Origin of the sequence: Mycolicibacterium sp. TUM20985, assembly GCF_030295745.1 — a bacterium.
Classification (GTDB): Bacteria; Actinomycetota; Actinomycetes; order Mycobacteriales; family Mycobacteriaceae; genus Mycobacterium.
In genome coordinates this window covers 2872951-2898739 of the sequence record NZ_AP027291.1, presented here as the reverse complement: position 1 = coordinate 2898739, position 25789 = coordinate 2872951, and the positions used below count along the sequence as shown (strand labels likewise).

23 protein-coding genes and 1 pseudogene are annotated in these 25789 nt (G+C 66.3%); 12 read left to right on the top strand and 12 right to left on the bottom strand.

What is annotated here, in order from left to right; genetic code table 11:
* Window positions 1-62 precede the first annotated feature (62 nt).
* The 3 genes from QUE68_RS14275 to QUE68_RS14265 form a co-directional block, all read right to left on the bottom strand.
* Window positions 63-410 carry a helix-turn-helix domain-containing protein gene (locus QUE68_RS14275; RefSeq protein ID WP_284234074.1) on the bottom strand — a complete coding sequence of 116 codons (348 nt, stop codon included), beginning with the start codon at window positions 408-410 and terminating at the stop codon, window positions 63-65.
* On the bottom strand, window positions 407-1513 hold the full coding sequence (locus tag QUE68_RS14270) for a tyrosine-type recombinase/integrase (RefSeq protein ID WP_284234072.1): 1107 nt from the start codon (window positions 1511-1513) through the stop codon (window positions 407-409). The genes QUE68_RS14275 and QUE68_RS14270 overlap by 4 nt, the downstream gene beginning before the upstream one ends.
* 394 nt (window positions 1514-1907) lie before the next feature.
* Window positions 1908-2489 carry a hypothetical protein gene (locus QUE68_RS14265; protein WP_284236008.1) on the bottom strand — a complete coding sequence of 194 codons (582 nt, stop codon included), beginning with the start codon at window positions 2487-2489 and terminating at the stop codon, window positions 1908-1910.
* A 723-nt stretch (window positions 2490-3212) separates the two neighbouring features.
* On the opposite strand from QUE68_RS14265, the gene QUE68_RS14260 reads away from it, so the two are divergent.
* Window positions 3213-4469, top strand: coding sequence for an MgtC/SapB family protein (locus tag QUE68_RS14260; protein ID WP_284226760.1), 1257 nt, complete (start codon window positions 3213-3215; stop codon window positions 4467-4469).
* A gap of 58 nt (window positions 4470-4527) precedes the next feature.
* On the opposite strand, the gene QUE68_RS14255 is transcribed toward QUE68_RS14260, so the two are convergent.
* Window positions 4528-6381, bottom strand: coding sequence for a hypothetical protein (locus tag QUE68_RS14255; protein WP_284226759.1), 1854 nt, complete (start codon window positions 6379-6381; stop codon window positions 4528-4530).
* 64 nt (window positions 6382-6445) lie between these two features.
* Window positions 6446-6826, bottom strand: a complete 381-nt coding sequence (locus QUE68_RS14250) for a DUF1330 domain-containing protein (RefSeq protein WP_284226758.1) — start codon at window positions 6824-6826, stop codon at window positions 6446-6448.
* A 135-nt stretch (window positions 6827-6961) separates the two neighbouring features.
* Here QUE68_RS14250 and QUE68_RS14245 point away from each other — a divergent pair, with 135 nt between their 5' ends.
* Window positions 6962-7099, top strand: a complete 138-nt coding sequence (locus tag QUE68_RS14245) for a hypothetical protein (RefSeq protein WP_284226756.1) — start codon at window positions 6962-6964, stop codon at window positions 7097-7099.
* A gap of 9 nt (window positions 7100-7108) precedes the next feature.
* Window positions 7109-7363 (top strand): AraC family transcriptional regulator ligand-binding domain-containing protein, encoded by a 255-nt coding sequence (locus tag QUE68_RS29485; RefSeq protein WP_349816663.1) that lies wholly within the window; start codon window positions 7109-7111, stop codon window positions 7361-7363.
* On the opposite strand, the gene QUE68_RS14240 is transcribed toward QUE68_RS29485, so the two are convergent.
* Window positions 7330-8193, bottom strand: coding sequence for an alpha/beta fold hydrolase (locus QUE68_RS14240; protein WP_284226754.1), 864 nt, complete (start codon window positions 8191-8193; stop codon window positions 7330-7332). The genes QUE68_RS29485 and QUE68_RS14240 overlap by 34 nt on opposite strands.
* A 182-nt stretch (window positions 8194-8375) precedes the next feature.
* On the opposite strand from QUE68_RS14240, the gene QUE68_RS14235 reads away from it, so the two are divergent.
* Window positions 8376-9422, top strand: coding sequence for an LLM class flavin-dependent oxidoreductase (locus QUE68_RS14235; RefSeq protein WP_284226753.1), 1047 nt, complete (start codon window positions 8376-8378; stop codon window positions 9420-9422).
* A 3-nt stretch (window positions 9423-9425) separates the two neighbouring features.
* Here QUE68_RS14235 and QUE68_RS14230 read toward each other — a convergent pair whose 3' ends face one another.
* A complete protein-coding gene (locus QUE68_RS14230) occupies window positions 9426-9833 on the bottom strand; it encodes a YkvA family protein (RefSeq protein WP_454786364.1) in 408 nt (135 codons plus the stop codon).
* 153 nt (window positions 9834-9986) lie between these two features.
* Between QUE68_RS14230 and QUE68_RS14225 the strand changes: the two genes are divergently transcribed.
* Together QUE68_RS14225 and QUE68_RS14220 are read left to right on the top strand one after the other, a co-directional pair.
* Window positions 9987-10961, top strand: a complete 975-nt coding sequence (locus QUE68_RS14225) for a tripartite tricarboxylate transporter substrate binding protein (protein WP_284226751.1) — start codon at window positions 9987-9989, stop codon at window positions 10959-10961.
* Between the two features lie 113 nt (window positions 10962-11074).
* A complete protein-coding gene (locus QUE68_RS14220) occupies window positions 11075-12214 on the top strand; it encodes a class I SAM-dependent methyltransferase (protein WP_284226750.1) in 1140 nt (379 codons plus the stop codon).
* Between the two features lie 17 nt (window positions 12215-12231).
* On the opposite strand, the gene QUE68_RS14215 is transcribed toward QUE68_RS14220, so the two are convergent.
* On the bottom strand, window positions 12232-13014 hold the full coding sequence (locus tag QUE68_RS14215; RefSeq protein WP_284226749.1) for a hypothetical protein: 783 nt from the start codon (window positions 13012-13014) through the stop codon (window positions 12232-12234).
* Between the two features lie 94 nt (window positions 13015-13108).
* Complete coding sequence (locus QUE68_RS14210; protein WP_284226748.1) at window positions 13109-16624, bottom strand: metallopeptidase domain-containing protein; 3516 nt, start codon at window positions 16622-16624, stop codon at window positions 13109-13111.
* Between the two features lie 338 nt (window positions 16625-16962).
* Here QUE68_RS14210 and QUE68_RS14205 point away from each other — a divergent pair, with 338 nt between their 5' ends.
* Window positions 16963-18309, top strand: a complete 1347-nt coding sequence (locus QUE68_RS14205; protein ID WP_284226746.1) for a hypothetical protein — start codon at window positions 16963-16965, stop codon at window positions 18307-18309.
* 13 nt (window positions 18310-18322) lie between these two features.
* On the opposite strand, the gene QUE68_RS14200 is transcribed toward QUE68_RS14205, so the two are convergent.
* The gene (locus QUE68_RS14200; RefSeq protein WP_286275706.1) at window positions 18323-18658 is read right to left on the bottom strand and encodes a hypothetical protein; all 336 of its coding nucleotides are present in this window, start codon (window positions 18656-18658) and stop codon (window positions 18323-18325) included.
* A 180-nt stretch (window positions 18659-18838) separates the two neighbouring features.
* Between QUE68_RS14200 and QUE68_RS14195 the strand changes: the two genes are divergently transcribed.
* From QUE68_RS14195 to QUE68_RS14175, 4 genes and pseudogenes are all read left to right on the top strand, one after another.
* Window positions 18839-20077, top strand: a complete 1239-nt coding sequence (locus QUE68_RS14195; protein WP_284232746.1) for a tyrosine-type recombinase/integrase — start codon at window positions 18839-18841, stop codon at window positions 20075-20077.
* Window positions 20074-21005 (top strand): annotated as a pseudogene (locus QUE68_RS14190) (tyrosine-type recombinase/integrase). The gene QUE68_RS14195 and the pseudogene QUE68_RS14190 overlap by 4 nt, the downstream one beginning before the upstream one ends.
* A 5-nt stretch (window positions 21006-21010) precedes the next feature.
* Complete coding sequence (locus QUE68_RS14180; RefSeq protein ID WP_286275703.1) at window positions 21011-21457, top strand: phage integrase SAM-like domain-containing protein; 447 nt, start codon at window positions 21011-21013, stop codon at window positions 21455-21457.
* The gene (locus QUE68_RS14175) at window positions 21397-21990 is read left to right on the top strand and encodes a tyrosine-type recombinase/integrase (protein ID WP_286275822.1); all 594 of its coding nucleotides are present in this window, start codon (window positions 21397-21399) and stop codon (window positions 21988-21990) included. Before QUE68_RS14180 ends, QUE68_RS14175 begins: the two co-directional genes overlap by 61 nt.
* A 105-nt stretch (window positions 21991-22095) precedes the next feature.
* Here the strand turns inward: QUE68_RS14175 and QUE68_RS14170 are convergent, their stop codons facing one another.
* The gene (locus QUE68_RS14170; protein ID WP_286275702.1) at window positions 22096-22632 is read right to left on the bottom strand and encodes a hypothetical protein; all 537 of its coding nucleotides are present in this window, start codon (window positions 22630-22632) and stop codon (window positions 22096-22098) included.
* A 91-nt stretch (window positions 22633-22723) separates the two neighbouring features.
* On the opposite strand from QUE68_RS14170, the gene QUE68_RS14165 reads away from it, so the two are divergent.
* Window positions 22724-24022, top strand: a complete 1299-nt coding sequence (locus QUE68_RS14165) for an acyltransferase family protein (protein ID WP_284226744.1) — start codon at window positions 22724-22726, stop codon at window positions 24020-24022.
* 10 nt (window positions 24023-24032) lie between these two features.
* Here QUE68_RS14165 and QUE68_RS14160 read toward each other — a convergent pair whose 3' ends face one another.
* Window positions 24033-25739 (bottom strand): sensor domain-containing protein, encoded by a 1707-nt coding sequence (locus QUE68_RS14160; RefSeq protein WP_284226743.1) that lies wholly within the window; start codon window positions 25737-25739, stop codon window positions 24033-24035.
* Between the last annotated feature and the right edge of the window lie 50 nt (window positions 25740-25789).

Here is a 25789-nt window from a genome sequence, read left to right as displayed (position 1 = left end):
TGCAGCGCAGGTCGCCGTTGCGAGTTGGGGGGCGTCCTCGGCGCGCTGGTCGCCGGTGGGGATCAGTCGTCATTGCGGATCACCCGCGCCCGGCGCGGCCGCACCGACTTGTTCAGTGCGACCACGTTCGGGGGCGCAGGCGTTGTCGACGAGGCGGCCTTCTTGCGGCGAACGTTGGTCGCGGTGACGGTGAGAAGGTCCTCGAGGCCGCAGCTGAAGATGTCGCACAGAGCAGCCAGCAGTTGCAGTGACATCCGTTCGGGCCGTTGGTGGACGATGCGATACACCTGGGGTCGGGACAGCTCGATACCGCGTTCGGCGAGCCGCGGCATCAGGTCGGTGGTGTTGTGCATGCCGTGGGCGGCCATGATTTCGGCCAGCCGCCACGCATAGTCGACTTGCCGTTTCACGTGTCCTCCTGGTCGCTGGACGACAGTGCGTCGTCAATGGTGGAGTCCAGCACCCGGCGCAACGTGCGGATGCGGAAATCGCTGGATACGCAGGTGTACAGCGCTGTGGTACTCGCGTGTTCGTGGCCCAACTGGTCTTGGACGAATTTGGCGTCCCAACCATCTTCGATGAGGTGGGTGGCGTAGGAGCGGCGCAGCGAATGCAGGTCCAGCCCGGCCGACAGCCCGAGGTGGTTGCAATAGCGGCGGAACCGGCGCAGCAGGGTGTCTTCAGACACCAGCGTTGCACGCTCGCTGGGGAATAGGTCGATGCCGTCATCCATGTAACGCTGTCCGTGCGCTAACCAGTCGGCGATTATCTCCGGAGTCCAATCGAAGACGGTCAGCACACTGCGGCGTTTGTGCGGCGACCCTCGTTTCGCCTTGCCGTACCGGACGTGAACGACCCCGTAGCGTCCGAACTCACGACCGTGCGGGTTACGGGCGAAGTCGACGGTTTGCAGATGGCGAAGTTCGTTGAACCGCAACCCATAGGAGTAGGCCAGCTTGAACATCACGGTATCGCGATAGGCCGGCAGCCAGCCCTTGCGTCCGGATGCGGCAATCACCGCGACCTGGTCGTCGGCGTGGTCGAAGAAGTCTTGCAGCTCGTTCTTGGTGAACGCTCGCTTGGCTGGGGACTGTTCGTTGTCCTGCACGTGTGCGGCGGTGTTCCACTCGAAGAAGACCTGGGCGGGGTGGGTGCCGAATCTCTGCTCGCACACTCGATCCCAGCCATAGTCGGGATGACTGACATACGAGCAGAACATCCGCAGCGCGTTCTGATAGCCGCGGATCGTGGACTGCCTGCGGCGCGATATCGCGCGCAGGTCGCTAAAGAATTCCTCGACCATCGCCGCGGTCCACGTCCACGGAAACTCGTTGGTATAGGCGAGGAATCGCTCCACGATCCGGATCCGCTGGTCGATGGTGTCGTGCGCGAGGTTGCGGCACAACTGCTGATTGCGCCAACCGTCGAGCATCTCCTGAACAGTGTGCGCCTCGGGGTGAAGCAGCGGAACGGACTCGACGACGTAGAAACGGCCACTTTTGTCGACGGGCAAACTGGCCTCCAACGGTCTCGTTTGTTGATTCATCGAATCATTCAATGAATCATTACCATATCGCTGCAGGTCAGCGCCAGCCATTCGCGCCACTTAATTAGCCGCCTTCGGCGGACGACGGAACTTACACCTGTGGTGTGATGCCATGAGGCCGACGACGCTGCTGCTCAGTGCCGATTTCGCACGCAGGGTGCTTCACCTAGCTGACGAACACGGACCGGGGATGCTGATTCATCTGATGCAATATGCAGACTAAAATCATAGATAATGGTAATTATCCATGAAGCACGGCGGATCAATACGGTTGCGATCCAGCGTATTCGGAGATAAGTCGACATATCACAGAATTATCGGCTGGTGACGATCGGAGCATGTGGCGGCATACCCGCTTCACCTAGTCCGGTTTGGAGAACGACCAACCGTTCGGGTGCGCCGTTACCAGTCCGACACTGACGAGACAATTCGTCCAGTCTGTCATCGCGTCCTCGGCTAAGAGCAGAGCGTCGTATTCCTTGCCGTTGATCGTGATGAGCCACATCCACTGATGGTCGCCGAATCGAGGGACGTCATCGACGAACTGTCGTGCAAAATCGGATAGGTCGCTGACTGATGAAATCGACTCGTATGTAATCTCCGCGTGCCCACCTTCGGAGTAGCTCGGGCCGCTCAACACTGCGTGCTTGGATCTGTTCGCGATGTCTGCGCACGCCGCAAGCGCTACTGACTTTGCAGGGACGCGCTTCGCCGCGTTCTTGGATGGCTTGCCGAATAGCTCTGACACTGCGCGCTTGGCGGTCTGGTCAATCTCGGAGGCTGACAGCCAGTCATTCAGCTCGAACGCGTGTCGACAGAACTGCCGAAGGGCGTCACTGCTATCAATCCGATCGTTGACCACGGTGTCCTCGACGACCTGTCGAAGATCGACGAAAGAACGCCAGAGACGTTCGGCGGTCGTCTTCCAGTCCTCGTCGAGCATCCTCAAAATCTACCGGCGCAAAGTATGCGGCCTCGGTATCCGACGGATTCGCGTCCGATTTGGAGAGCTGCCGATCCATCGCAAACGCTTTGGTGACACACAACAGAATTGGACGTTATCGCGATCTGTTGACGACGGTTGAGAACCCGGCCAGTCGCGACGGCGTCGTCAACAGTCCGGTTATCGCGCTCGGCGAGTCTTCGCATCCGCACCTCGATGTTGGGCTCAATCTGACTTGTGGAACCAACGACGCCCGCATGCGAAGGAACCATTCAGCGAATATTCTGACGCTGGCACCAGTTGAGCGTTCCGCCCTGACGCGCAGACTTCCTGACGGCGGGGCAGGTTCTGAGTTTCTCTGGAACCGCCGCACGGCCCAGTGTCCCAACAGTGTCCCAAGACGCGTTCGATCACGCCGAAGAGCGTGACACGGCTGAGACGATCAAAACCCTCTGATCACCACTAATGCGACGCGATGAAACGCCAATTCACCCTCCCGAGGTCCCTGGGGGTCAAGGGGTCGCAGGTTCGAATCCTGTCAGCCCGACCGACGAAGACCCGCTCTGGCCCATGTCGGAGCGGGTTTCGTGCGTCTGCGGTGTCTCATGATCAGGGCCAGCGGACCAGCAGGGCCCCGAGCGACTCGACGAGGCGGCCGCATCACCGCAATCCGCGCCGAAATGAACGTAAAGTTCCTGTGATTCGGTGAAATCGGGGGTCGATGTGAGCTGGCCACTGATTCAGCCGTTCCTGGTGGCGCTGGCCATTGGACTACTTCTCGGCCTGGAGCGGGAACGCAATCACCCGCGCAAGCTCTCCGCCGGGTCGCGTTCGTTCGCACTGCTGTCGCTGGTGGGTGCCGTCACAGCAAGTCTGAACCAGTGGGCCGTCGTGGCGGGCCTTCTCGGAGTCGGGGCGATAATGGCGCTCGCCTACTTTCGCACCAGCGAAGAAGACCCCGGAACTACCACGGAGATCGCCGCGCTCGTTGCCTACTTGCTCGGCGCGCTCGCATACACCCGCCCAGCGGTCGCCGTGGCCCTCGCCGTGGTCGTCGCTGCCTTGCTGGTGTCGAAGACGCGCATCCACCGCTTCGCCCGCGAGATCGTCAGCGAAGTCGAACTAGAGGACGCGATCAAGTTCTTCGCCGTGGCATTCGTCATCCTGCCGCTGCTACCTGATCGAGGGCTGGGGCCCTACGGTGTGCTCAATCCGTCGAAGGTGTGGCTGCTCGTCGTGCTGCTTACCGGCATCGGCTGGGTGGGCTACATCGGCGTTCGGGCGCTCGGCCCCGAGAGAGGCCTGCTCGTCACCGGTTTGGCGGGCGGGTTCGTCTCGGCAAGCGCAACGACGGCATCCATGGGCCGACTCAGCCGGACATCCACGAGCTTGCGGCCCCCGCTGGCCGGTGCACTCGTCGCCAGCCTCGCTACCTTCGTGCAGCTGACTGTCGTGATCGGCCTCGTCGACGTCGAGGTGCTGCGCCACTTGTGGCCTCCAGTGCTCGCAGGGGCCATCATTCTCGTGGTGATCGCCGCCGTCGTTTACCGGGGCGCCACCCAAACGCATCAGAAGGACGCCGAGGGGGTCGGCGACGCCGACGCCGTGTCGGCAAGCCGACCCTTCGCCTTCAGGCCCGCCGCCGTTTTGGCCGCAGTGCTGACCGTTGCCCTGCTCGTCGGTCAGTGGGGCGCTGACGTGCTGGGCCCCAACGGGGCCGTGTTCGCGGCGTCCGCCGCGGGTCTCGCCGACGCCCACGCCGGCTCGATTGCCGCCGCCAGCCTGGCCGCCAAGGGCGACATCACGGTCAGTACCGCCCTCGTCGCGGTCGGTGCAGCTCTGGGATCCAATCTGCTCGTCAAGATCGTCCTGGCCTTCATCGCTGGCGGTCGCCGGTTCGGATTGGGATTCCTTGCCAGCATGGCGATACCGGCCGCGGTATTCGGCATCGTCCTCACGCTGGTCGTGAACACGGTTTGAGGTGACGACCAACGTCCGCTCCGGCGTCCGAACGTGCCTGCCGGGCGCCCAGTATTGATCAGCGCCGACCTAGATAGGCGCGCACGTTGGCGATGAGCAATGCCAGGGCGGCGAGCAGAAGAAGCACACCGGTGGCGGTTCGCAGGTCGGTGACGAGCAGGAACACGATGCCGGCGATCGATGCCAGCACGCCGACCCCCAGCAGGAAGACGCCCACCTTGCGGCGCAGCACCGCTTCCACCGCCATCACGATCAGCACCGCGGAAACGGCGACCCGGATCGACGAGATGGTGCCGAACACCAAGGCGCCGCCGGTCAGCGCCAGGAGCGCCGACAGCGAGACTTCGGTCCAGAAGCGCAGCAGCAAGCCCGGCGGTCGGTCGGCATCCACGTTCGGCAACGCCCTGCGCCGGAGGTGAGCGTGCACCCCGGCCAGCGGCGGCGGCTCGTGGCGCGCGCGACTGAGATGCTGCTGTTCGATGACGACGGCGCGGCGCGCGGCGCGGAGATCCGATGATGCGGCTTCCTGCTCTCGCAACGCCCGAACGGCGCCGGTCGCCCCGCGGCGGGTGGCAACCAGCGGGAATGACGCCGTCACGGTCACGTTCAACTGTCGCTGGATGGCGTCGTTTGCGACGAGCTCGGCGGTCAGTGCGGCCCGCTGCCGCTCCAACTCGGCGAGCCGGTCGTCGACGGCACGGTAGTACTCAGCGGTCGTGGCGGGAACCTTCTGCAGGCCGGCCCAGCCGACGGGGTCGGCCCAGGACGGACGAATCGTGCCGTTGCGCTCATAGCGCGGTCCGGCGGGTGCGCGTTCACCGCCGAAGGGATCCTCGGTGTCTAGCCCCCACAGGCCGCTGAAGTCCCGGACCCACGGGGTGTCCGCGTCGATCAGAATCGGTGTCCAGGAGTGCGGTGTTCCCGGGCCGATCTGCATCCCGTCGCCGCGCTTGTAGTCGACGTACGGGATGCCGACTCCGGGCGCCGGGCGATCCCGCGTCCACGGGAAGAGCACCCCACCGGCCCTGCTGACCGCCGCGAAGAAGCGTTGCAGCACAGGCGGTTCGACGCGCACCAGGTATTCGCCAGGAAGGTAGGCGCCAGAATGGGATCCCGCGCCGGCGTACACGACCGGGTGCGTGTCATCGACCCAGGTGATGTCCGGGTCGTCGTAACGCCGCCGGAGATCGTCACCGGTTTCGTCATGCGAGGAGAACGCCACCCACCCGACGCGCAGGACATCGGTTCCGTCGGGACGGCGCGCCTGGCCCGAATCATCCACGGCCGGAACGAGGAACACGGTGACCTGTTCCCAATCGGCTTCATGGTCGTTGACCCCGCCGAAACTCGATCGCCAGTCATTCATCGCGTAGAAGAACCAGTACTGCAGGACGACGTAGCCGCCGTCTGTGCTGACGTGGGCGTAGTACGGGAACTCCGCGGCAGCCGCAGAACCGCGGTAACGGCGGTGCAGTGCGGCAGTCAATCCGCCGGGAACGGAACCTCGCAGGATCAGGGACAGCCGAAATAGGGAATCGATGACCCTGCCGAGCAGTCCTACTGCGGCGAACCGCGTGGTGCTTCGGAAGCGGGCGCGGTCCGGATCTCGCCGCCACAGCCGTAACTCGCCCGGGCTCAACGCGGACGGAACATAGCGCAGCTCCAGAGCGGTGCCGACACCGCTGCGGGCGCGGGTGCACAGCGCGTCCACGGTCAGCTCGCCGTGGTCTACCAGACGCTCGCGGTCTGCCTGCCCGGCCGTTCGCCGCCACAGCGCCGCCCCCTCGACGTAGGCGTCCACGGCCATCGGGAAGAACAGCTCACCCTCGGTGAAGCGGATCACCGGCTCGTGGCGACGCACCAACTCGACGGGATCGACTCCGGCAGGTATCGACACGACATTCGGGGCCATGACTGATCATCACATGGGTCTGGCTATGAGCCTCGGCCCCACCGGTGGTGACGAGATGCGCCTCCTAGCCGAGAACCCACCGCGAGGTGGCCACCAGGTCACCCTGGGTCAGGGCAGCCGCCCGATGTCCATGGATCTGCTGGTAGCCGGGGTCGGTCACCATGTCGCTGAAGGCCTTGGTGGAGGGGTACTCGACGACGAGAATGGCGTCCCACCATGGGCTCTCACCGTCGCCGATGACGTTGAGCGGGTTGGCGCCGGCGTAGCGGACGGTTCCGCCGACGCGGTCGAGGTGGGGTTGCACCTCGCGGCTGTATTGGAGATAGCGGTCGCGGCCGCCCTCTTCCTTGAACTTCAGCAGGTTGACCATCACCACTGGTTCACCGCTCGGCAGTTCGCCGAGGGCCTTGAGTTTGACGGGGCGTTCGTCGGATTCAGGTGCCATGACGGCCTCTCCTCTTGCTGGTGCCGCGGCGCCCGGGTGCGAATCCGCGGTGGTGATGACGACGGTAATGCCGGTCCGGCCGGACGAATCGACCAACAGTCTCCTTCTCAGGACAGCGACCTAGCCTTCGAGGCCATGGCGGTCATTCGGGCGACGGCGCTGTCGCACTTTCGCGACGTGGTCCGGGAAGTCGGGGGCGACGCGGATTCCCTGCTGGCCCAGGTCGGTATCGACCCCTCCGACGCCGGGCGGTCCGACGTAATCATTCCGTAGCGCGGTGCGGTGACGGTTCTCGATCCCGACGTCCCGGCCAGCCCGCAGCACAACGAACTGGCAGTCGGGGTGACTCTGCGCGTCCTGCGCCACCTGCTCGGCAACTTGCACCGACCGGTCCGGGCTCATCTGCAGCACCAGCCGATGGCGTCACCCGCCGACTACCTGAAGTCCTTTGGTTGCCGCGACCAGAGTTCAACCGCCCTCGCTAGGGAAGGAATGAACAATGGTCACGCACACAGGGCGTCGAAGATCTCCCGGTAATGCAGGTGCGCCATGAAGTGGCCGCCGGGTCGCAAACGCAGCTGGGCCCCGGGGATACGATCCGCCAGCGCGTGCGGCCACCCAGCGTTGATCAGTTCGTCGTCGGTTCCGGCCCACACGTCGACTGCCACCGCAAGATCCTCGGGTGCGAATCCCCACGGCCGTCTCCACGCGCGGTACTCCTCGACGACGCCAGCTGGCCGGCGCAAGGCTTCCTGCGCCATCGACGCGAAGGTGTCGAACCCCTCGGCGCGCAGGACGGCGCCGTCCGCGGGTCCCAAATCACGAGCCGCGAGACGGCCATAGGTGTTCGGCGCCCACCGCGCCGCCGATCCCATCGTGTGAAAGCATTGCCGGGCAACCCATGGTGCCCACTCGGACAGCACCGTGTAGGCGCGGTCGATCGCCGGCAGCTCTGCGAACACTCCCGGCTCGGTAAGCGGCAGGGCTCCCGCGACGATCGCGACCCGCGACACCCGGTGCGGCAGCGCATGACCGATCGCGGCTGCGTACTGCCCACCCATCGACCACCCCAGGGCGGCGAAACGGTCGACACCGAGTTGGTCCAGCACGTCGGTGACGTCATTGGCCCAGTCCAGGACCGTACGCCCGGGTTGGGGGTCGGACCACCCGATGCCTGGTCGATCCGGCGATATCAGCCGGACCCCGGCGTCGCGCGCTGCGGTGTCTGCAGCCGCAACGTCGAGCCGGCATGCCAGGCCGCCGTGCGCGCTGACGATGACGAAGCCGTCGGGGTCGCCGTACTGCGCATACCCCATGCGCCGCCCGTCCTGCAGGTGAACGACGTGAGCGTTGGTGGGCTCGACCATGGCTTGCCCTCCCCGGCGCCATACGAACACTCGTCACCGAGCGTGTCGCACGATGATGGCTCACCCGGGCGAGGAGCACTGGGTAATCGCCATCCTCGAGACCGCGGCAACGGCTGATCGACACTATCCGCGTGTATGGTCACCGCGACCCACATCGGCTTTGCGACCACGGGGAATCTGAGATGAAGGATGTGTCGGCCGGCCCGACTCGGCGCACCGAGTTCTTTCTGCGTTCCTATCCGATCGTCGACGGTATGCAGGAGCACGCCGCAGCCGTCGAGTGCGACGGTTGGGATGGCCTGTTGTTCACCGACACTCAGAACCTGAGCATGGACGTCTTCGCCTCGCTGTATCTCGCCGCGGGGGCCACGTCGCACCTGCGATTGGGCACCGCGGTGACCAATCTGACGTCCCGGCACCCCGCCGTGGTGGCCTCGGCCTTCGCCACGCTGCAACACGTCACCGGCGGCCGCGCGCACCTCGGCATCGGCCGCGGTGACAGCGCCTTGGAGCTGATCGGGGTGAAGCCGCCCTCCGCGTCGCAGTTCGAAGGACAGCTTCTGCAGTTGCAGAACTACCTACGTGGCGCGCCGGTGTCGTTGGGCGACTTCGAGAGTCGGATCACGTGGCTGCCACTGGCAGACGAACCGAAGGTCCCGGTGGACGTCTTCTGCTCCGGGCCTCTGGTGACCTCAGTCGGGGCGCGGCTCGGTGACCGCGTGACCCTCACCGTGGGTGCCGACGCCGAACGGGTGCGGCGGTCCATGCAGGCCATCCGGCAGGTACGACACGACGCCGGGCTCGAGAGCGAGGACTTCGACGTCGGCGCCTTCGTCGTCGTCGGGGCGGGGACCGATCGACGTGCCATCGAGGAGATCGTGCGAGGCAATGCGAGTGTCTCGGCGCACTTTCAGCGCAACGTCGTGTCGTCGATGCCGGCCGCCGAAGCGGCCGCGGTGGAAGAGGTCACCAACCGATACGACTACTACCACCACGGGTTGGAACATGCCGAGCAGTCGGAATCGCTGACCGCGGACTTCTTGAGCCAGTTCTGCATCGTGGGCACGCCAGATTACTGCGCCGAGCGACTGCGCGGACTCATCGACATCGGGTTGTCGCACGTGGTGATTGTCGGTGGCTCAAGGGATATCGATCCCGCGACGCGGGAACGCTCCGACCAACTGATCGCTCGCGAGGTCCTGCCGGCCGTGAAGTCCACCTCGGCCTGAAGTTCAGTCCCGCTCCTCGCGGGCACCGTCGATACCGGTGAGGCGGGCGAGGGCCGCATAGCCCTCGTCCGTGCCGGGCCAACGCCGACGCACCGCGTCTGCGCCAGCGCGACGTACCACGCTGCGAAGCACCACCGCCACGATGATCGCGTCGTCCGCATAACCCAGGACCGGGATGAAATCCGGTACCAGGTCGAACGGCAGCGCCAGGTAGGCCAACAGCAGCGCCAGTCGAATGCGAATTCCGCGCGGCATCGCCGGATCGGACGCCAACCGTTTCACCAGGCGGAGCACATCCGGCAGCAGCCGCAGGGCATCCCGTACGTCCAGGTCGTCGGGCTTGGCCCACCACAGCGCGGTCACCAGCGCCACCCATGCCAACACCAAGCCGAGGACGATGCCGATCGGCATCCACCACCAGTCTGTCGACACGGCCCCATTCTCCGCGATGTCGACGCCGCCGGCATCAACCATGCCCCTCATCGCGCCCCCAGGCGGAAGGGGTGTACCTCTTCTAGAGGTGGCAACGACCACGTTCATGACTCAAAAGGAGCACACTCCCTCGTGAAGACGAAGGCCGTACTCGCCGCACTCCTTGCACTGACCGTGGGGTTGGCGGGACATCAGATCTCCGGGACTGCTTCCGCCGCGCCGGCGTACCCGTCCGGACCCGTCACGATGACCGCGGGCGCCAACCCCGGCAGCGGGTTCGACCTCACGATCCGCTCGGTGGTCGACGCGCTGCAGACCGAGAAGATCGTCGACGTCCCACTGCCGGTGCAGAACCGGCCCGGAGCCAGCGGCGCCGACTACCTCGCCACCATGGTTGAGCAGTACCGAGGCGCTGACGACCAAATCTCCGTCACGTCCCTGTCGATGATGATGAACCAGTCGCGCGGCGCGTCGAAGTACGGATACGGCGACGTCACCATGATCGCCCGCCTGATGACCGAATACTTCGTCGTGGTAACCAATTCCGCATCGCCGTTCACCGACCTCCCGAGTGTCCTGGCGGCGATTCGGTCCGACCCGGCCCGCGTCACCGTCGGCGCCGCCCACGACGACGAAGCTCCCTTCGATCTGCTCGTGTCGGCCGCAGGCGGTGACCCCGCCTTGGTCAACTACGTGACCCACGAGGGCGGCGGCGACCAGATCGCCGCGCTGCGCGCCGGGGACATCAGCGTCGCGATCGGCGGTGTTAGCGAGTTCATCGACACCGTGAAGTCCGGAGAGCTCAAGGCGCTCGGCGTGCTGGCCGAGAACCGGCTGCCCGGTGTGGACGCGCCCACCGCCAGGGAGCAGGGACTCGACGTCACCCTGTCGAACTGGCGCGGCCTCTATGGACCGCCGAACATGCCCGACGTCGCCGTGGCGTACTGGCAGAAAGCGCTCGGCGACATGGTGAACACCCCGACCTGGAAGCAGATCGCCGAGCGGAGCCAGTTCACGACGACCTTCATGATCGGCGATGAGTTCCAAGCCTTCCTCGCCGAGACGCAAGCGGACGTCGAGGCGGCCCTCGACGAGGCCCGGCAGTAACCGAGCCACGGACGCACGGCGGTCGAGGAACTCGAACCACGAAACACCGCCGCAGGTGCGTGCTACGGTTCGATTTCCTGGCCCTCACCGGCCCAATGGAGGGTCGTTCGCTCATGCCGAATCACATTGGGACCATCGAACGCATCCTGAACGCAGCGACCCTACCCGACGCAGAGATCGCGGCACGGATAGCCGAGATCGGCCCGGCTGACGTCGCGGAAGCGCTTCTGGCCGAGGTGATCTCGCGCGCTGCCCTGCTGAACGCTCCGGCCGAACACCTGACGGTTCAATGCGACCTCGGCTTCGGGGGGGAGCGGCTGGGCTATCTGGTGAGCCTGGGCAGCACCGCGTCGTCCGTCGAGAAGGGTTGGAGCGACGACGCTCCCGCAATCGTCCGTCAGGACCTGATCGATCTGCTGCGGGAGTTGTTCGGTCCGGTTGGACCGCACGGGGCCACCCGCGAACTCTTCGCCCGACAACTGGCCGACGAGGAACACAGTCCCGTCATCGCCGCAGCGACGCGACAGATGGTCGCCGCGATGTCCCAGCGGCCGCACGACCTGTCCGACCTCGCGGTCCGGTTCGGTTCCGATAAATGGGGGGGACGCTGGTACACGCCGCATTACCAGAAGTACTTCGAGCCCTACCGTGACCAAGCCGTCAAGGTGCTCGAGATCGGCATCGGTGGCTACAACCTGATCGACGCCGGCGGCGAGTCGTTGCGCATGTGGAAGCACTACTTCCGGCGGGGACTGATCTACGGACTCGACATCTTCGAGAAGACCGGCGTGGTGGAGAGCCGGCTGAATGTCCTACAAGGTGACCAGGGTGACGAGCAAGGGCTGGATGCGATGGCTCGCGAACTGGGGCCCTTCGACATCATCATCGACGACGGCAGTCATATCAGTCACCACATCATCGCGTCCTTTCGCGCGCTCTTCCCGCACGTACGGCCGGGTGGCCTCTACGTCGTGGAGGACCTGGCGTCGTCCTACTGGCCGACCTGGGGCGGAGACCCCGACCCGTCAGCCCAATACCGCTCGATGGAGATGATCAAGGATCTCTTGGACGGTCTGCATCACTCCGAGCAGATCCGCGACGACGACGCCGGGATCTCGGCAACCGAGTCGACGGTGACGGGCGTGCACGTGCACCACAACTTGGCCGTCATCGAGAAGGGCCTCAACACCGAACAGGGGGCGCCGAAGTGGCTGCGGACCCTCGATCATGCCCGCTCGTACAGCGACGACTAAGCGCCCGTATCAGCACCTTATCGCGAAGAGTTAACGGGCGCTTCATATTTCGACAGTGACGCCAGGTCGTGAATCATCCACACGTTCGGCTCCCCGTAGACTGCCCGGTCGGCATCACGGTCGACGTCCAGTGGCGACAGCCCACCGGGGAACACGTAGGCGCCCGATTCCGGAAACACCATGTCGAGCCAAGATTCCCATTCTCCGACCGTGCCCTCGATGCGGTACGACGTGTCTACCGAGGGTCCCATCGTCGCGCCGATGCGCTCGTGGAGCCGTAGCCAGGGATCCACTGGCGTCCCATCCTCACGGCGCCAGTTCATGTACTGCTCGATCGGTGTAATCGGGTAGCGGTCCTTGAGGGTCGGACGAACCGGCGCGATCAGCTGAGTGAAGCCGTGGCGGGTCGCGATGTCACCCATCGCCACCAATATCTCGACCGCCAAACCCCCACCGCGGCCATCCTTCGGAATCTCGGCGGCGATGGCACACAACGTGTTGAACGGTTGCTCGGCATCGCGACGCCTGAACGCGTCGGCGATCACCGCATCGAAGCCACCGGGCAGCCCGCCCTGTGTCCCGTCCCACCAACACGGCACGGTATGCGCGTCGGCCATCACCTCGCCGGTCTGCTCATCGCACATCGCGAACTGAAATTCCGGGAGCTCGTCGGAGAGACGGGTCCAGAATCGTCGGTAGGTTTCGCCCTGCAGATTGAACTCCGGCCAGATGTCGGCATCGGGTATTGCCATGTCCCTCAGGCTCGGTTGCTCGGCCAGGGTTATCGCTTTGTGGGTCACCCGCGGAGCGTACTCCGAGGCCACCTCCACCATGGTCCATTCCGGGGGGCGATCCTTAACACGCTGATGGCGTTCGTCTTTCAGCGTTCCCGGCTCAGAAGTCGGCGTCGATCGGTCCGGCCTCGCACGGGGCGTAGGAGGCACCGGGAAGGTAGTTGAGGGATATCTCCATACCGCGCTCGAGACCATTCAGGGAGACGAAGAACCGGCCGTCGTTCTGCAGGTCACCGTGTCCGACGAGATCACGCTCCGGGTCGGGATCGGCGCCACGCCCGCGGGCGATGGCCAACATCGTCCCATTCGTGGCGGACGAGCCGTCGGGCAGTCGAACCCAACCGAGGACGCCGGGCTCGGCGACCACCTGGATGTCCCGGATCGTCGTGGTTCGGCCCGAATTGACCTGTACCGCAGCGCCTCCGGTGCACTTGGCCACACAGACCCCGGCCACCCAGCCCGAGATCTCCAAGAGGTTGGGGGCTTCCCACGCCGCGCCCGGCTCGAAGGATGCGGCGAAGGCCGGGTCGCCCACGAGCGATTCGGTCATCACCATCACCTCCGCCTTCTGATGCGGGCCCAGTCGCAACCAGCTGTGTTCGAGATAGGTCCGGTAGTACGGCATCGTCTGGCGCACTTGGGGAAACATCACCACCGTGCCGTTGGTCGGGTTCTCCAGCTTGACCGGGAACCGCACGCGCGTCGACGGTGACGCGCTCTCCGACCAGAACTTCGTGTAGTTGCTCTGGGCGAAGTTGTCCCGATCGCTACTCTCGTGCACCGCGGGATTCCCGGCATCCTCGTAAAGCGGGATGTTGACGGTGATGCAGTAGTGCCCCTCACCCGGCGGCACCCAAGCCACTTCGAGCTCGTGCGGCAGGTGATCGGGCGGGATGTCGACTGCGGGCGATGACCCCAACGGCTGGGCCACCGGTTGATCCTTCTCCCCGTTGGTGGTGAAGTCCAAGAAGGAGAAGAAGGCCTTGACGCCGCGCGCTGGTAACGCGCCGTTATTGGTGACCTTCGCGACGACCCGGTTGGGCTGGCCGGCCCACGGCACGTTCAACCACTTCTTGTCGGCATCGCTCTTGGCGTTGCGGATCTCGATGTCCGGACTCTGCCACTGGTTTTGACCGTTGGGCCAGGTGCGAATGGACAGTTCGGGGCGGCCGCTGGTGTTGTATCGGATCTCGACGTCGGCGCTGTCGGGCCGGATCGCCTTCGTCGTCACGACGAAGTCCTTCGGCGCGCCGTCGGTGAAGTCGGGTTCCTTGTAGTTCTTGCCGACGGTGAGGAAGGCGCCCTGCGTCGTGAGCCCGTCGGTGTCGTCGACCCCATCGGGATCGTCCTCCAGGCGCATCGTCATCACCCGGCTGTCGAGGTTCTGTGCCCCCTTCGGCGACACGACGTCGGTGCCGACGACCACCGGCCCGAGTGGCAGGCTGCCGTCACCCAGCGACGCGCCCTGCCGGCTCCGATACTCGAAGTAGTAGTTGCGGCCGGGAGCCAGCCGAATCTCCGCACCGCGCAACGCATTGGCGGGAATCGTCTTGGTCTCGAGAGCTTGCAGCGTGATCTGCTCCAGCACCGACGGTTGATGATTGGCCGCAAAGTTGTAGGCCTTCACCTCGCCTGCCCCTACCCACCCGAGCGCCATCCGGCTGGGCAGGCTGAGGTGGGGGAGCCCGCCGTCGTTGCACATCAGGTCCCACGCCCCGAGTTCGCGCGCCGACAGCCCCTGGTTCATCCACGGGTACAGGTAGAGATCCGGAAGCTGCAACGTATGACCGAGTTCGTGGGCCAGCGTTTCGTACACCTGCCTGCCGTCGATGGCCGTCCAGTCCTCCGGCATGACCAGCATCGGCAGCGTCGTGTCCTTGCCGTTGAGCTTGACCGTCATCGTGGTCTGCTGCGGCCACACGTACCGGCCGATGCTGACGCCCGTCGGTGGATTGACCCCCGCCACGGGCGCATTGACGGTGCGCACGACGAAGGCGACCGCATCGGTCTTGCCGAAGTCCACCAGCGCCGGGTTGCCCGCCTTCACCGCGGCGGCATTCGCCTGCTCCAGCGTCGACACCAGCGTCTTCCACGTATCGGGCTTGGGGTTCCATCGTCGAGGAAGGGTGGCACCGGGGTTCGCCGGGTCGGGTACCGTTTCCAACTCGAACAGGTCGTCCCAGCTGCCGGTGGCGTGGACCGGTCCGGCGACCTTGTTTCCGACCAGGCTCATCGTCAACTTGCCGTAGGACACCTCGCTGTAATACGCAGTGACCGAACGCGTTACGCCTCCAGAGGGGACGCCGCCGGTGAAGTTATCGAACCAGTTCTGGCGGATCTTGGCGATGTCGGCCGCCAGCGTCGGATACGGGTTGGTGGTGCTGTCGATCATGACGATGGCCACCCGCCACTTCGCGGGAGCCTTGTAGACGTCGACGTTCTGGATGCCCGCATCCCCGCCGCCCCAGGCCGGCTTCACGACGGGACTGTCCACCTTGCCGGTGACGCAGAAGCTCGGGCCGACCCGGGAATCCCGCCAGGTCTCGTCGATGCGAAAGTTGGCTCGGCCCACGACCGTTCCCGTCGCAATCTCCTTGGCGAGGATCTCGCCGACGCCCGGTCGCCAGCCGCCGGTCAGCAACAGGTGCGGGTGGTCGGGGTCGAAGGTCGCATCACGCGACGGGGAGATGGCGCCCAGATCGGGTTCTCGGACGCTCAACTCGATTTGGTCGATGGTCAGACCGGTGCCCGCGACGTCGACGTGAACCTTCGCGTATCCGCCGATGAAGATCGGTCCCGGATCAAGCGTCAGCAGGACGCGTTCGCGGATGCCGGCCGGCAGGGTGTCTTCGAGGACGGAATCGGTGGTGGCCATCAGGACGTGGCCCTCCTTGGTCACCGCGATGGCGGTCACGGCCGACGGGGATCCCGCCGCCGTCGGGCGGCGGAGCGCCCCGTCGCGGCGGACGCAGGCGAACTCCCCACTCTTCGACACGACCAGTGCCCACTGACTGTCGAGGGCGGCCACGTGACCACCGAAAGGTATCGCGCCACTTGATATCTGTGTCACGGTCGACGTCGTCCAGTCGGCGAGCTGCAGAATGTTGCCGCCGGCCGCAGAGGTCAGCAGGAACACCGACGCCGAGTCGGCGACGGCGGCATCCTTGGCTCCGTCGAGTGATTCGAGCAGTGTGCCGACGACGGTGCCGGGGCCGGCGCCCAGATTGTACGAGTCGACGTGCGGCGCCGGGTCGCCGTCGAGCACCAGGGCCACGGGGGAGCCGGCAGCAGAGGCGGTGCACAGTGCGCGGACGTCGACGGGGGCGTGCGCGAACGCGGTGGCGTCGGCACGGTCGGCCGTCGCCAGGCGCGCGACCCAGACGCCGTCGGCGTCGGCGATCAGCAATCGGTCCGAGATGTCATCGTAGGCAACGTGATCGACGTTGCGGTAGCCGTCTCCGATGACGCGCTGCTCGTAACCTCCGGCAACGGGCCGCAGCAGATCGAGGAGCACGAGGCGACCGCCGCGCTCGCCGACGACGGCGACGTTGCGGTTTGCCGAATAGGTGAGGGCGACGGCGTTGGTGAAACCAGTGGCAACGGTTAGTGCGGACATTGCGGGCTCCTGCGGCGGACGGATGGGCTCTACACCCACAAGGCTCAGCGCGCGCCACCCGCACCACACGGGTAGTGCGCTACCTGTTTTGGGGCAACGCCTCGCGGGCCCCTTCGCCGTCATTGCTGTAACTGCGACGTCCGTCGGGACGGCCGACCTCTCTGCGCCGTCTGCACCCGTTCGGCCTGCTCAACCAAGATCAGTACCCGTCGCGACAGTGCCGCCGATGCCGACGCGGCGTGCTTTGCTCGCGAGGCCCGCCATGTGTATAAACTTCCTCGACTGCAGCGGGACCGAGGGGGACTAAGGCGATGGGGCGACACCGCAAGGCCAGATCGATGCCACGGCACGCGGTTCACGCCGAGCCCATCGCGGCACAGTACGTCGGGCGCGTGGGCGCACTGGCGGTGGCGTTGGGCATCGGAGCCGCCATCGCTGGCGCGGGAGTCGCGCACGCCGAGGGCACCACCGACGACGCCACCGCGGGCGGCACCGCAGCGCAGACCTCCCCGGCTTCGTCCGCGGGCGAATCGACCGGCGGCGCGCCGGCCAACCACACGGACGCCGACGACTCGACGAGCGTGTCGAAGATGCAGCTGGGCAACGACGCGCTGCCCAGCGCGACCACCGCGATATCGCGTCACGGCGCACGGCCTGCGGCCGACAGCACTCCGAGCAGTACGACGACGTCCGTGGGCGTCGACACTGAACCCGCTGCCGCGCCGGTCACGGTGGCCGTATCCACGTCGAGCGTCCGCCGCGAGAACACCACCTCCTCGGCGAACACCCGCGACACACCGGTCGCGCCGGTGCCGGTCGCGCTCGCGGCGCTAGAGCTGATCCGCCGCGACGTCGAGGACGCCGTCGTCACGGCACCGGCAGTGACGACGAAGCCAGCGGCGGCCGCCACCGTCGCGGCCCCGGCCGTCCCCAGCCCGGGCGACGTCACACACACCCCCTACGGCGACGTCGGCACGTGGTTACTGGAGCCCAATGGCCAGATCTCGGACTATGGCGGGGTACCACACGAGGGCAAGACGGTGTTGGAGCCGATCAACGTCATCATCATCGACCCGACGGCCACCAGCGCGGCGCAGTCCACCGCACGACTGAACGCGGCAATGGCTCGGGCCGGATTCCCGGCGCAGCCGATCCACAGCGTCGGCTTCTCGGGCCTCATCGACGGCACGACCTACGGTCAACAACCTGCCGGCTTCCTACAGGCGTTCTCCGACGGGTTCTTCCTGTTCCCCAACGATCACGGTCGGGTGATCGGGCCCGCCCCCGCGGCGGCAGACACCGGCTACGTGTGGACCGGCGCGTTCAGCACGGAGGCGCTCAATCCCGCCAATCCGTTCACGCACCAATATGTTTCGTACGAGAACGCTCGGGCGGAGCTGGCACGTCGACTGGTCGCCAGCGGCGGCGCGACGGTGCTCGGCATCGTTCCCCTGGGCAACGCCGTGAACGACGGGACGTTCACCACCGGCGATCACGACGGTTACGCCATCGTCCTGCAGCTGACACCCACGGTGGTGACGCTGCTTCCCGTGGGCGGTTTGCTCGGCGGCGTATGTGGACACGTCGTCGACCTCCCGGAACCCCTGTCCCGGCATATCGCGACGGACGTGTGCGTGGCCGCGGCGTCGTTCTCCAGCGCGCTGGGCCTGCGCGCGATCATCTGACCGGCGTGCGCGGTCAGCCGCCGATCGTCGTCACGCCCGACGGCGAGACCTGAAACCCCGCCACGTTGCCCGCCAGCGTGCCGACGCACGCCACCCCGCCGCTGGTGGCCATGCAGGTGGAGCCGATGCCGTTGACCCGATGCCCGACGGGTAGCTGCTCGATGCGCCCGGGGTAGGCCGGCGCATTGAACTTCGGGGTTTCGGTGCGGCGTATCCCGGCGGTGCCCGGTAGCTGGAGGTAGACCTCGTTCTGACCGCTGGTCACGCCGGGAAGCGTTCCGTTACAACCGATCTCACCGCCGCTAAAGACGATGATCGCGCACGTCAGGCCACCGTCCACGGTGAACACCGGGAACAGATTCTTCGCTCCCTGGCCGACGATGTAGGTGTCGTCTTATGCCGACCCGTGGAATATGCCGACAGTCGTTGCGATGGTGCAGCCCAACGGTGGTGCTGAGGTACAAAAGGTCGGCATAGTCGCATAGTCGTGGTCACGCTTCAGGCACTGAATTGTCTGGAGGTGAGGTCCGTGACGAAGAGATCGCCGACGGCCCGGTCGTATCCGGTTCGAGTCCCGCGGGTTCCGGTGGGCCCTTTGGCGCCGATGGTGCTGGGCGAGTGTTCGGGATGGTTGGCCGGGCTGGGCTATTCGCCGGGTTCGGCGGCCGCGGTCGTGAATGTGTTGGAACGACTGAGCTGGTGGATGCAGCTGGTGGGCGTCGAGGTCGACGACATCGATGAGGATCTGCTGGCCCGGTTCCTCGAAGTGGAGGGATCCCGAGATCTTCCGTGCGCCACAGTGAAGCGTTGGATCGGCACCATACGCAGGTTCTTGATGGCCGCCGGCTATCTGAATTCGGCTGGGGTCCAAATAGATTCACTCACGCCGGTGAAGTCCGCGGTGGTGGACTGGTGTTCGTGGATGCGGCAGCAGCGCGGACTGACTGAGAAGACCATCGCGGCCCGTTGTCACTACGCGGCCGGCCTTCTGGAGGTGTTGACGGCGGCTGACGGTTCGGTACAGTGGCGGCGCCTGGACGCGTCGATCATCAACGCCTACGTCGCTGAGCGTGGACGCCCCTACGGTGTTGCTGCACGTGCTCACATCGTCGGATCTGTCCGCTGCCTGCTGCGGTGGGCGTTGAGCACCGGCCGCCTCGATCGGGACCTGACCGCCGGGATCCTCAAGGCTGCCGGGACGCGGCGATCGTTGCCGCGGGGCGTGGACACCGATCAGGTCGCGGCCTTGCTGAGTGTGTGCAATCAGGCCACCGCGCTCGGCGCGCGGGACCGGGCACTCGTCACGATCCTGGTGCGCCTTGGCCTACGTGCTGGCGAGGCCGCCCAACTGAGGATCGACGACATCGACTGGGCAAGTGGACGTCTCAGGGTCACCGGCAAGGGTCGCGAGCACCTGTTGCCGCTCCCGGTCGATGTGGGTCAGGCATTGGAGACGTGGTTACGGCTGCGGCCGCCCGCTCTGGACCGGGCCGTGTTCGTGCGGCTGCGGGCACCCCGACAGATGATGACGACCTCGGGCATCTCGGGGGTCATCGCCCGGTTATCGGATCTGGCGGGGATCGACCGGATCTACGCGCACCGGCTGCGGCACACCGCCGCGATGGACGTGTTGGCCGCAGGTGGCTCCTTGACCGAAGCCAAGGAGCTCCTGGGGCACGCCTACACGGTCACCACGATGGGCTACGCGAAAGTCGACCTCGCATCGTTGCGCGAGTTGGTCGTCCCGTTCGGGCAGGTGCCGCGATGAGGACACTGCGCGAACGACTCGATGAGTACTTGCAGCTGCGCCGGTCTCTGGGGTTTCAGCTCAACGACCTCGAACGCCAAGTCGGCTTGTTCTGCACCTGGCTCGAAGCTCAAGGCCAGACAACGACGTTCACCATCGATGATGCCGTGACGTGGGCCCGGCTCAACCCCGACGCGCACCCCTCATGGTGGGCGACCCGCCTGTCGTTGGTGCGCCGCTTCGCCGCCTACCTCCACGCCGACGATGTCGATGTCCCCGTCATCCCCAACGGCTTGCTTGCGGCCCGCAAACCCCGAGCCGTTCCCTTCATCTACAGCCAACAAGACATCGATGCGTTGCTTGCCACCTGCGACACCGAGTTCGCCGACGAACGGATCGCCGCGACCCTGCGCACCGTCATCGGTCTGCTTGCCGCTACCGGCCTGCGGATCGGCGAAGCACTGAACCTGCGAGTACCCGACATCGACCAGCACAACGACCTGCTGACGATCAAGGCCGCGAAGTCGACGAGCGGCGCGTCCCAGTGCACCCCTCGACGACGGCCGCCCTCAGGCAGTACATCGCTCTGCCTGCCCGAATGGCCACCCGCCCCGACCCCCACGGCCCGGTCTTCGTGACCTGCAAGGGAACCGGATACGTCTACGTGTCATTTCAGTCCCTGTTCAAACGAGTCCGGGAGGCTGCCGGGCTCATCCCACGGAGCAGGGCACGCCCCCGTCTGCACGACCTGAGACACACCTTCGCCACCGCGCACATGACCGTGGCCTATGCCCACGGCGGTGACCCCGACCGGGTGCTCTCGCTGCTGGCCACCTGGCTGGGGCACTCCGACGCCGCCCACACCTACTGGTACCTGACCGCGACCGGGGAACTCATGGCCCTGGCCGCAAGCAAACTCGAACCCATCTCCGAAAGTGAAATACAGTGAACGCCTTGGCTATTAGTTTGCAGACCTACTTCACGACCTTCGCCCACACCCAGCGCGACCTGTCGATCAACACCATCGCTTCCTACCGCGACACCTGGCGGATGCTCCTGAAGTACCTGACCGCGACACTCGGGATTCCCGCCGACGCACTCGACTTCGACGCCGTCACCGCCACGCACGTCACCGGGTTTCTCGACCACCTCGAACACGAACGTGGCAACAGCAGCAGAACCCGCAACGCCCGACTCACCGCGATCCGCTCCGTGCTCGGCCGGGCTCTGCCCGACCATCCCGAGCACGCCGCCACCATCACCCAGGTCCTTGCGATCCCACCCAAACGCACAATCAGGCCCGTCATCGAGTTCCTGACCCCGCAGAGGTCGACGCACTACTGGCCGCACCAGACCCCACCACCTGGACCGGGCGACGCGACCACGCCCTGCTGGCCATGACCGCGCAAACCGGTCTGCGGATCAGCGAGATCTGCTCACTGACCCACGACGACATCCACCTCGGCACCGGCCCTCACATCGCCTGCACCGGCAAAGGACGTCGCCAACGGATCACCCCGCTGACCAGAGCCACCGCCAGCACCATGACGACCTATCTCGCCGAACGGATGACCCGGCCAGGCTCCGCGCTGTTCTGCGGCCCCCACGGACAACCCTTGTCCCGCGACGCACTCGAACATCGCCTCGCCACGCACATCGCGACCGCGACGACCACCTGTCTCAGCCTCACCGCCAAGCACGTCACGATGCACACCCTGCGCCACACCGCGGCGATGAACCTTCTCGCCGCTGGAGTCGACGTCTCCGTAATCGCCTTATGGCTCGGGCACAGCGACACCCACAGCACCGACGCCTACCTCCACGCCGACATGGCCATCAAACAAGCCGCCATCGACCGGACCAGGCCACCCAACGTCAAGCCCGGGATCTACCGCCCCGCGCCCAACATCCTGGCCTGGCTGACATCCCTGTGAATATGCCGACCCCTCAGCCCCGAAAGCCGCGCAGGAGAGCGCCATCGCAAGCACTGTCGGCATATTCCACGGGTCGGCATAAGACATGTAATGCCGACGTCGGCATTAGAAGTCGCCGACGACGAAGTCGTTGGGGTCGGGGAAGCCCGGCGGCAATCCCTCGGTGGCCGGACCGATACCGGTGGCGTCGGGAGATATGACCATCCACTGGGTCGTCGGCTGTGCCTTGGTGCACGCCGTGAACGGCCCTGGCGCGACCGCACATTCGAAGTCGCCGAGGACGAGCTTCTGCCCCTCGTGGAGCACCGGGGCAGCGTTACCGGTCGATTTCACGAAGCGAGGGTTCGCGGTCGCCCGCAGCCCGCGTGCATTGGCGTCGGCAGTCAGGACGATCTCGTTGGCACCGCCCACCGCGCCCGGCAGCCGCCCGTCGCAGCCGGCGACCCCACGGTCGGGCTGGATCGAGCACAACAGCCCGTCGGGGGTTTGAAAGTAGGCCTCGTTCCCCATGACGTACGCGTCGGGGACGACGGCGAAATAGCCCCTCAGGTCCGGCATCGCCGGCGGGGCGGCGTCGGCGGGGGCGGTCGACGAGGTAATCATGGCCATGAGGACGGATAAGACGATCAAGGCTGAGCGCATCACCATGCAATGTAGGCGAACCACGTCCGCAGCCCCAAAGTCACGTACTCCTACTCATCCGCGGCGGACGGCGCCCCGGCATGGTGGACTCATGGCAATGACCAGGTCCACGTCGGATGCACCCACGGTCGCCGACGACGCCGCACCCGTCCGCGACCGCGCCGTCGACGTCGCCCGACTCGGGGCACTCCTGGTGGTGATGTTCGGCCACTGCGCGCTGCTGCTGGCCACCATCGACACCGGCGGTCTGCGCATCGGCAATCTGCTGGGTCAGCTGCCCGCGTTGGCCCCCATCACCTGGGCGGCGCAGATCATGCCGCTGTTCTTCCTGGCCGGCGGTGCCGCGGGGGCGTACGGCTGGAAGCCCGGCAAGTCATGGGGCACCTGGCTCTTCGCCCGGTCGCAGCGGCTGTGCCGGCCGGTGTTCTGGTATCTCGCGGCGTGGGTGGTCGGCCTGCTCGTCACCCGTCTGGTGCTGGGCGCCGAGTCCGCGGCCGGGCTGGGGCGCGAGTGCGTTGCCCTGCTCTGGTTCCTCGGCGTGTACCTCGTCGTCCTCGCCTTCGTCCCGGCGTTGACGCGGCTGCAGTCAGGCCGCGCAGTCGCGGTGCTCGTTCTGGCGTTGCTGGTGGCCGCGGGCGCGATGGACACGGTGCGGATCGGCGTCGGCACACTGTGGGCGGGCCTCCCCAACTTCGTCTTCGTGTGGCTGATCCCGATGGTGATCGGAGTGGCCTACGCCCGGGACCTGATCGGCCCGCGGGTGTCGCTCGCCGTCGCGGCAGTGGCGTTCGCCGCCCAGGTGGTGGCGGTCCTGTTCGGTCCGTACGAGGTGGCCCTCGTCGTGACCGGTGTCGAACGCCTCTCGAACGTCACCCCGCCGACGCTGCTGATGGCGCTGCAGTGCACCTGGATGTCGTGCTTGTTCGTGGCGACGGCGGGCCTGATCCGACGGTGGGCGGCGCACCCGCGGGTCTGGCGGTGCGTCGTCGTCGGCAACGGGGGAGCGATGACCCTCTACCTCTGGCACATCCCGGCCATCGCGGTCGCGACCTTCGCCCTGCACGCCGTCGGGATCGACGCATACGACGTGCACGTGCCGGGTTTCTGGGGGCGCCTCGCGCTGCGGGCGGCCGTGTTCGCCGTCGTCATGGCGTTGGCGTTCATGCTGCTCTCGCCGCTGGAGCATCGCCCATTGCCGTGGTGGGACGCGCCGGCCCGGTCGACGGGTGCGCGGTCGGTGGCCGCGGGGGTACTGGTGTGCGTCGCAGGCGTGGCGTTGCTCCTGATGGCGAAGGAGGGGCTGAGCGGGGTGTGGGGCTGGTCGGCGCTCGGCGGCTTCATGGCGGCGGCGATGTGCGCGCGGGCGTGCGCGGGTTCGACTACGGCGTGAACGACCGCGATCAGCGATCGGCGTTTTCCACGGCCGGATCGTCCATCGCGATGAGCCCCCGGCCCGCGCGTTTCGCGCGATACATGGCCTGGTCGGACCTGGCCATCAGATCACCCAGTGCGCTCCCCATGGTCGTGGTCACGCCGACGCTGACCGAGACGTCGATGATGCGTTCGCCGATGCGGTATGGGCCGGAGAGTTCGCCGGAGATGCGACGTACCATCTGCGAGAGTTCCTTGCCGCCAACGATTTTCGGGCAATAGACGACGAACTCGTCGCCACCGAGGCGAGCCGCCACGTCCTCGCTACGAATCGCGTGGCTCACGCGATGACCCATCTGGCTCAGCAGGGAGTCGCCGATGCGATGGCCGTAGTCGTCGTTGACGGCCTTGAAGTCGTCGACGTCGATGAAGAGCATGGCACTAAGGTCGTGCGGAGCGAGTTCCCGTGCCGCGCGGACTAGGTGGTCGCTCAGCGCGGCCCGGTTCGCCAGCCCCGTCAGCGAGTCGTGCGACGCGAGGTGAGCGAGCTCGTCGAGGGCTCTGCGCCGCTCGGTGATGTCCTGAAGCTGCAGGAGGAGCCGCGGCGTCGGGCCGTCCCCGGCACCGATGGCCACCAACGTGCTGTGGCCCCACATCTGCGTTCCGTCGCGTCGCCGATAGTGGCCTTCGGCTTCTTGCAGCGCCGACGCACCGGTCGCGACGGTGGCGACGCCATCTAGAGCGCGGTCACCTGGCTCGACCAGGTCGCTCAGTCGACGTCCCACCAATTCGTCGCGTTCGAAGCCCAACATGGCGCACAACGCCGAGTTGACCCGCTCGAACGTGCCGTCGGGAAGGCACATCGCAATGCCGATCGGGGAGTTCTCGATCGCTGACTGCACCAACTCGAGAGCCGCGTCGCGCTCCCGTTCGGCGGTGACGCGTGCGGTCACGTCCCGCCACGACGAGCGGATCTGTGACGGGGCGCCGTCTGCGTCGTAGAGCACCTGGCCTGCGACCTCGGTCCACACGTAGTGGCCGTCGTGATGCCGCATCCTCAGCAGCAAGGACGGGGGGACCGGATGGTCGTAGACACTCGATTCGGCTGCCTGCAGGGCGGCCAGGTCCTCGGGGTGGACGAAGTCGTAGACGGTCGCCCCGATCATCTCCTCGGGTTCACGACCAAAGAGCGTCGACGAGACCTTCGAGACCCAGATGAACGTGGTGTCGGGGAGTTGCCAGGCCACCATCTCCGGCGCGTTGTCCACCAACCATCGGTACATCCGCTCCGACGCGGCGAGCCGCAGCTCCGTGGCCCGAGGTCCCGTCATCGCGGCGAACCGCGACACCACACCCGTCGTCGCGCCGTCCGAGATCAGCGGCTCGCTGTCGACGATCAGCCAGATGTGCTCGCCCGCAGCGTCTCGACCGGGCCGGTGCACCCCGATCACCGCGTCCCGGACGGGCATGCCGCTGCTCATGGCCAGCATCGCCGGGTGATCCTGTGGGCGGAGCGCCACCCCGTCCCCGTCGACGGCGGCCCAGCGCTTGTCGGCAGTGGTGCGACCCAACATCTGACCGAGGGTCAACCCCAGGATCCGCTCCGCTTCGGGCGTTGCCGCCACGATCTCACCGTTCGCCGCTTGCACGACCAGACCCGCCGATCCGCCGTCCCGGACATCGAACCCGACCGCCGCCCCAGCCTCGATCGCCCGCTCCACAATCACCCCGGTCACGAGCGACCTCGACGCGGCAGGGAGATTTTCACGACGAGTGACCATACCGC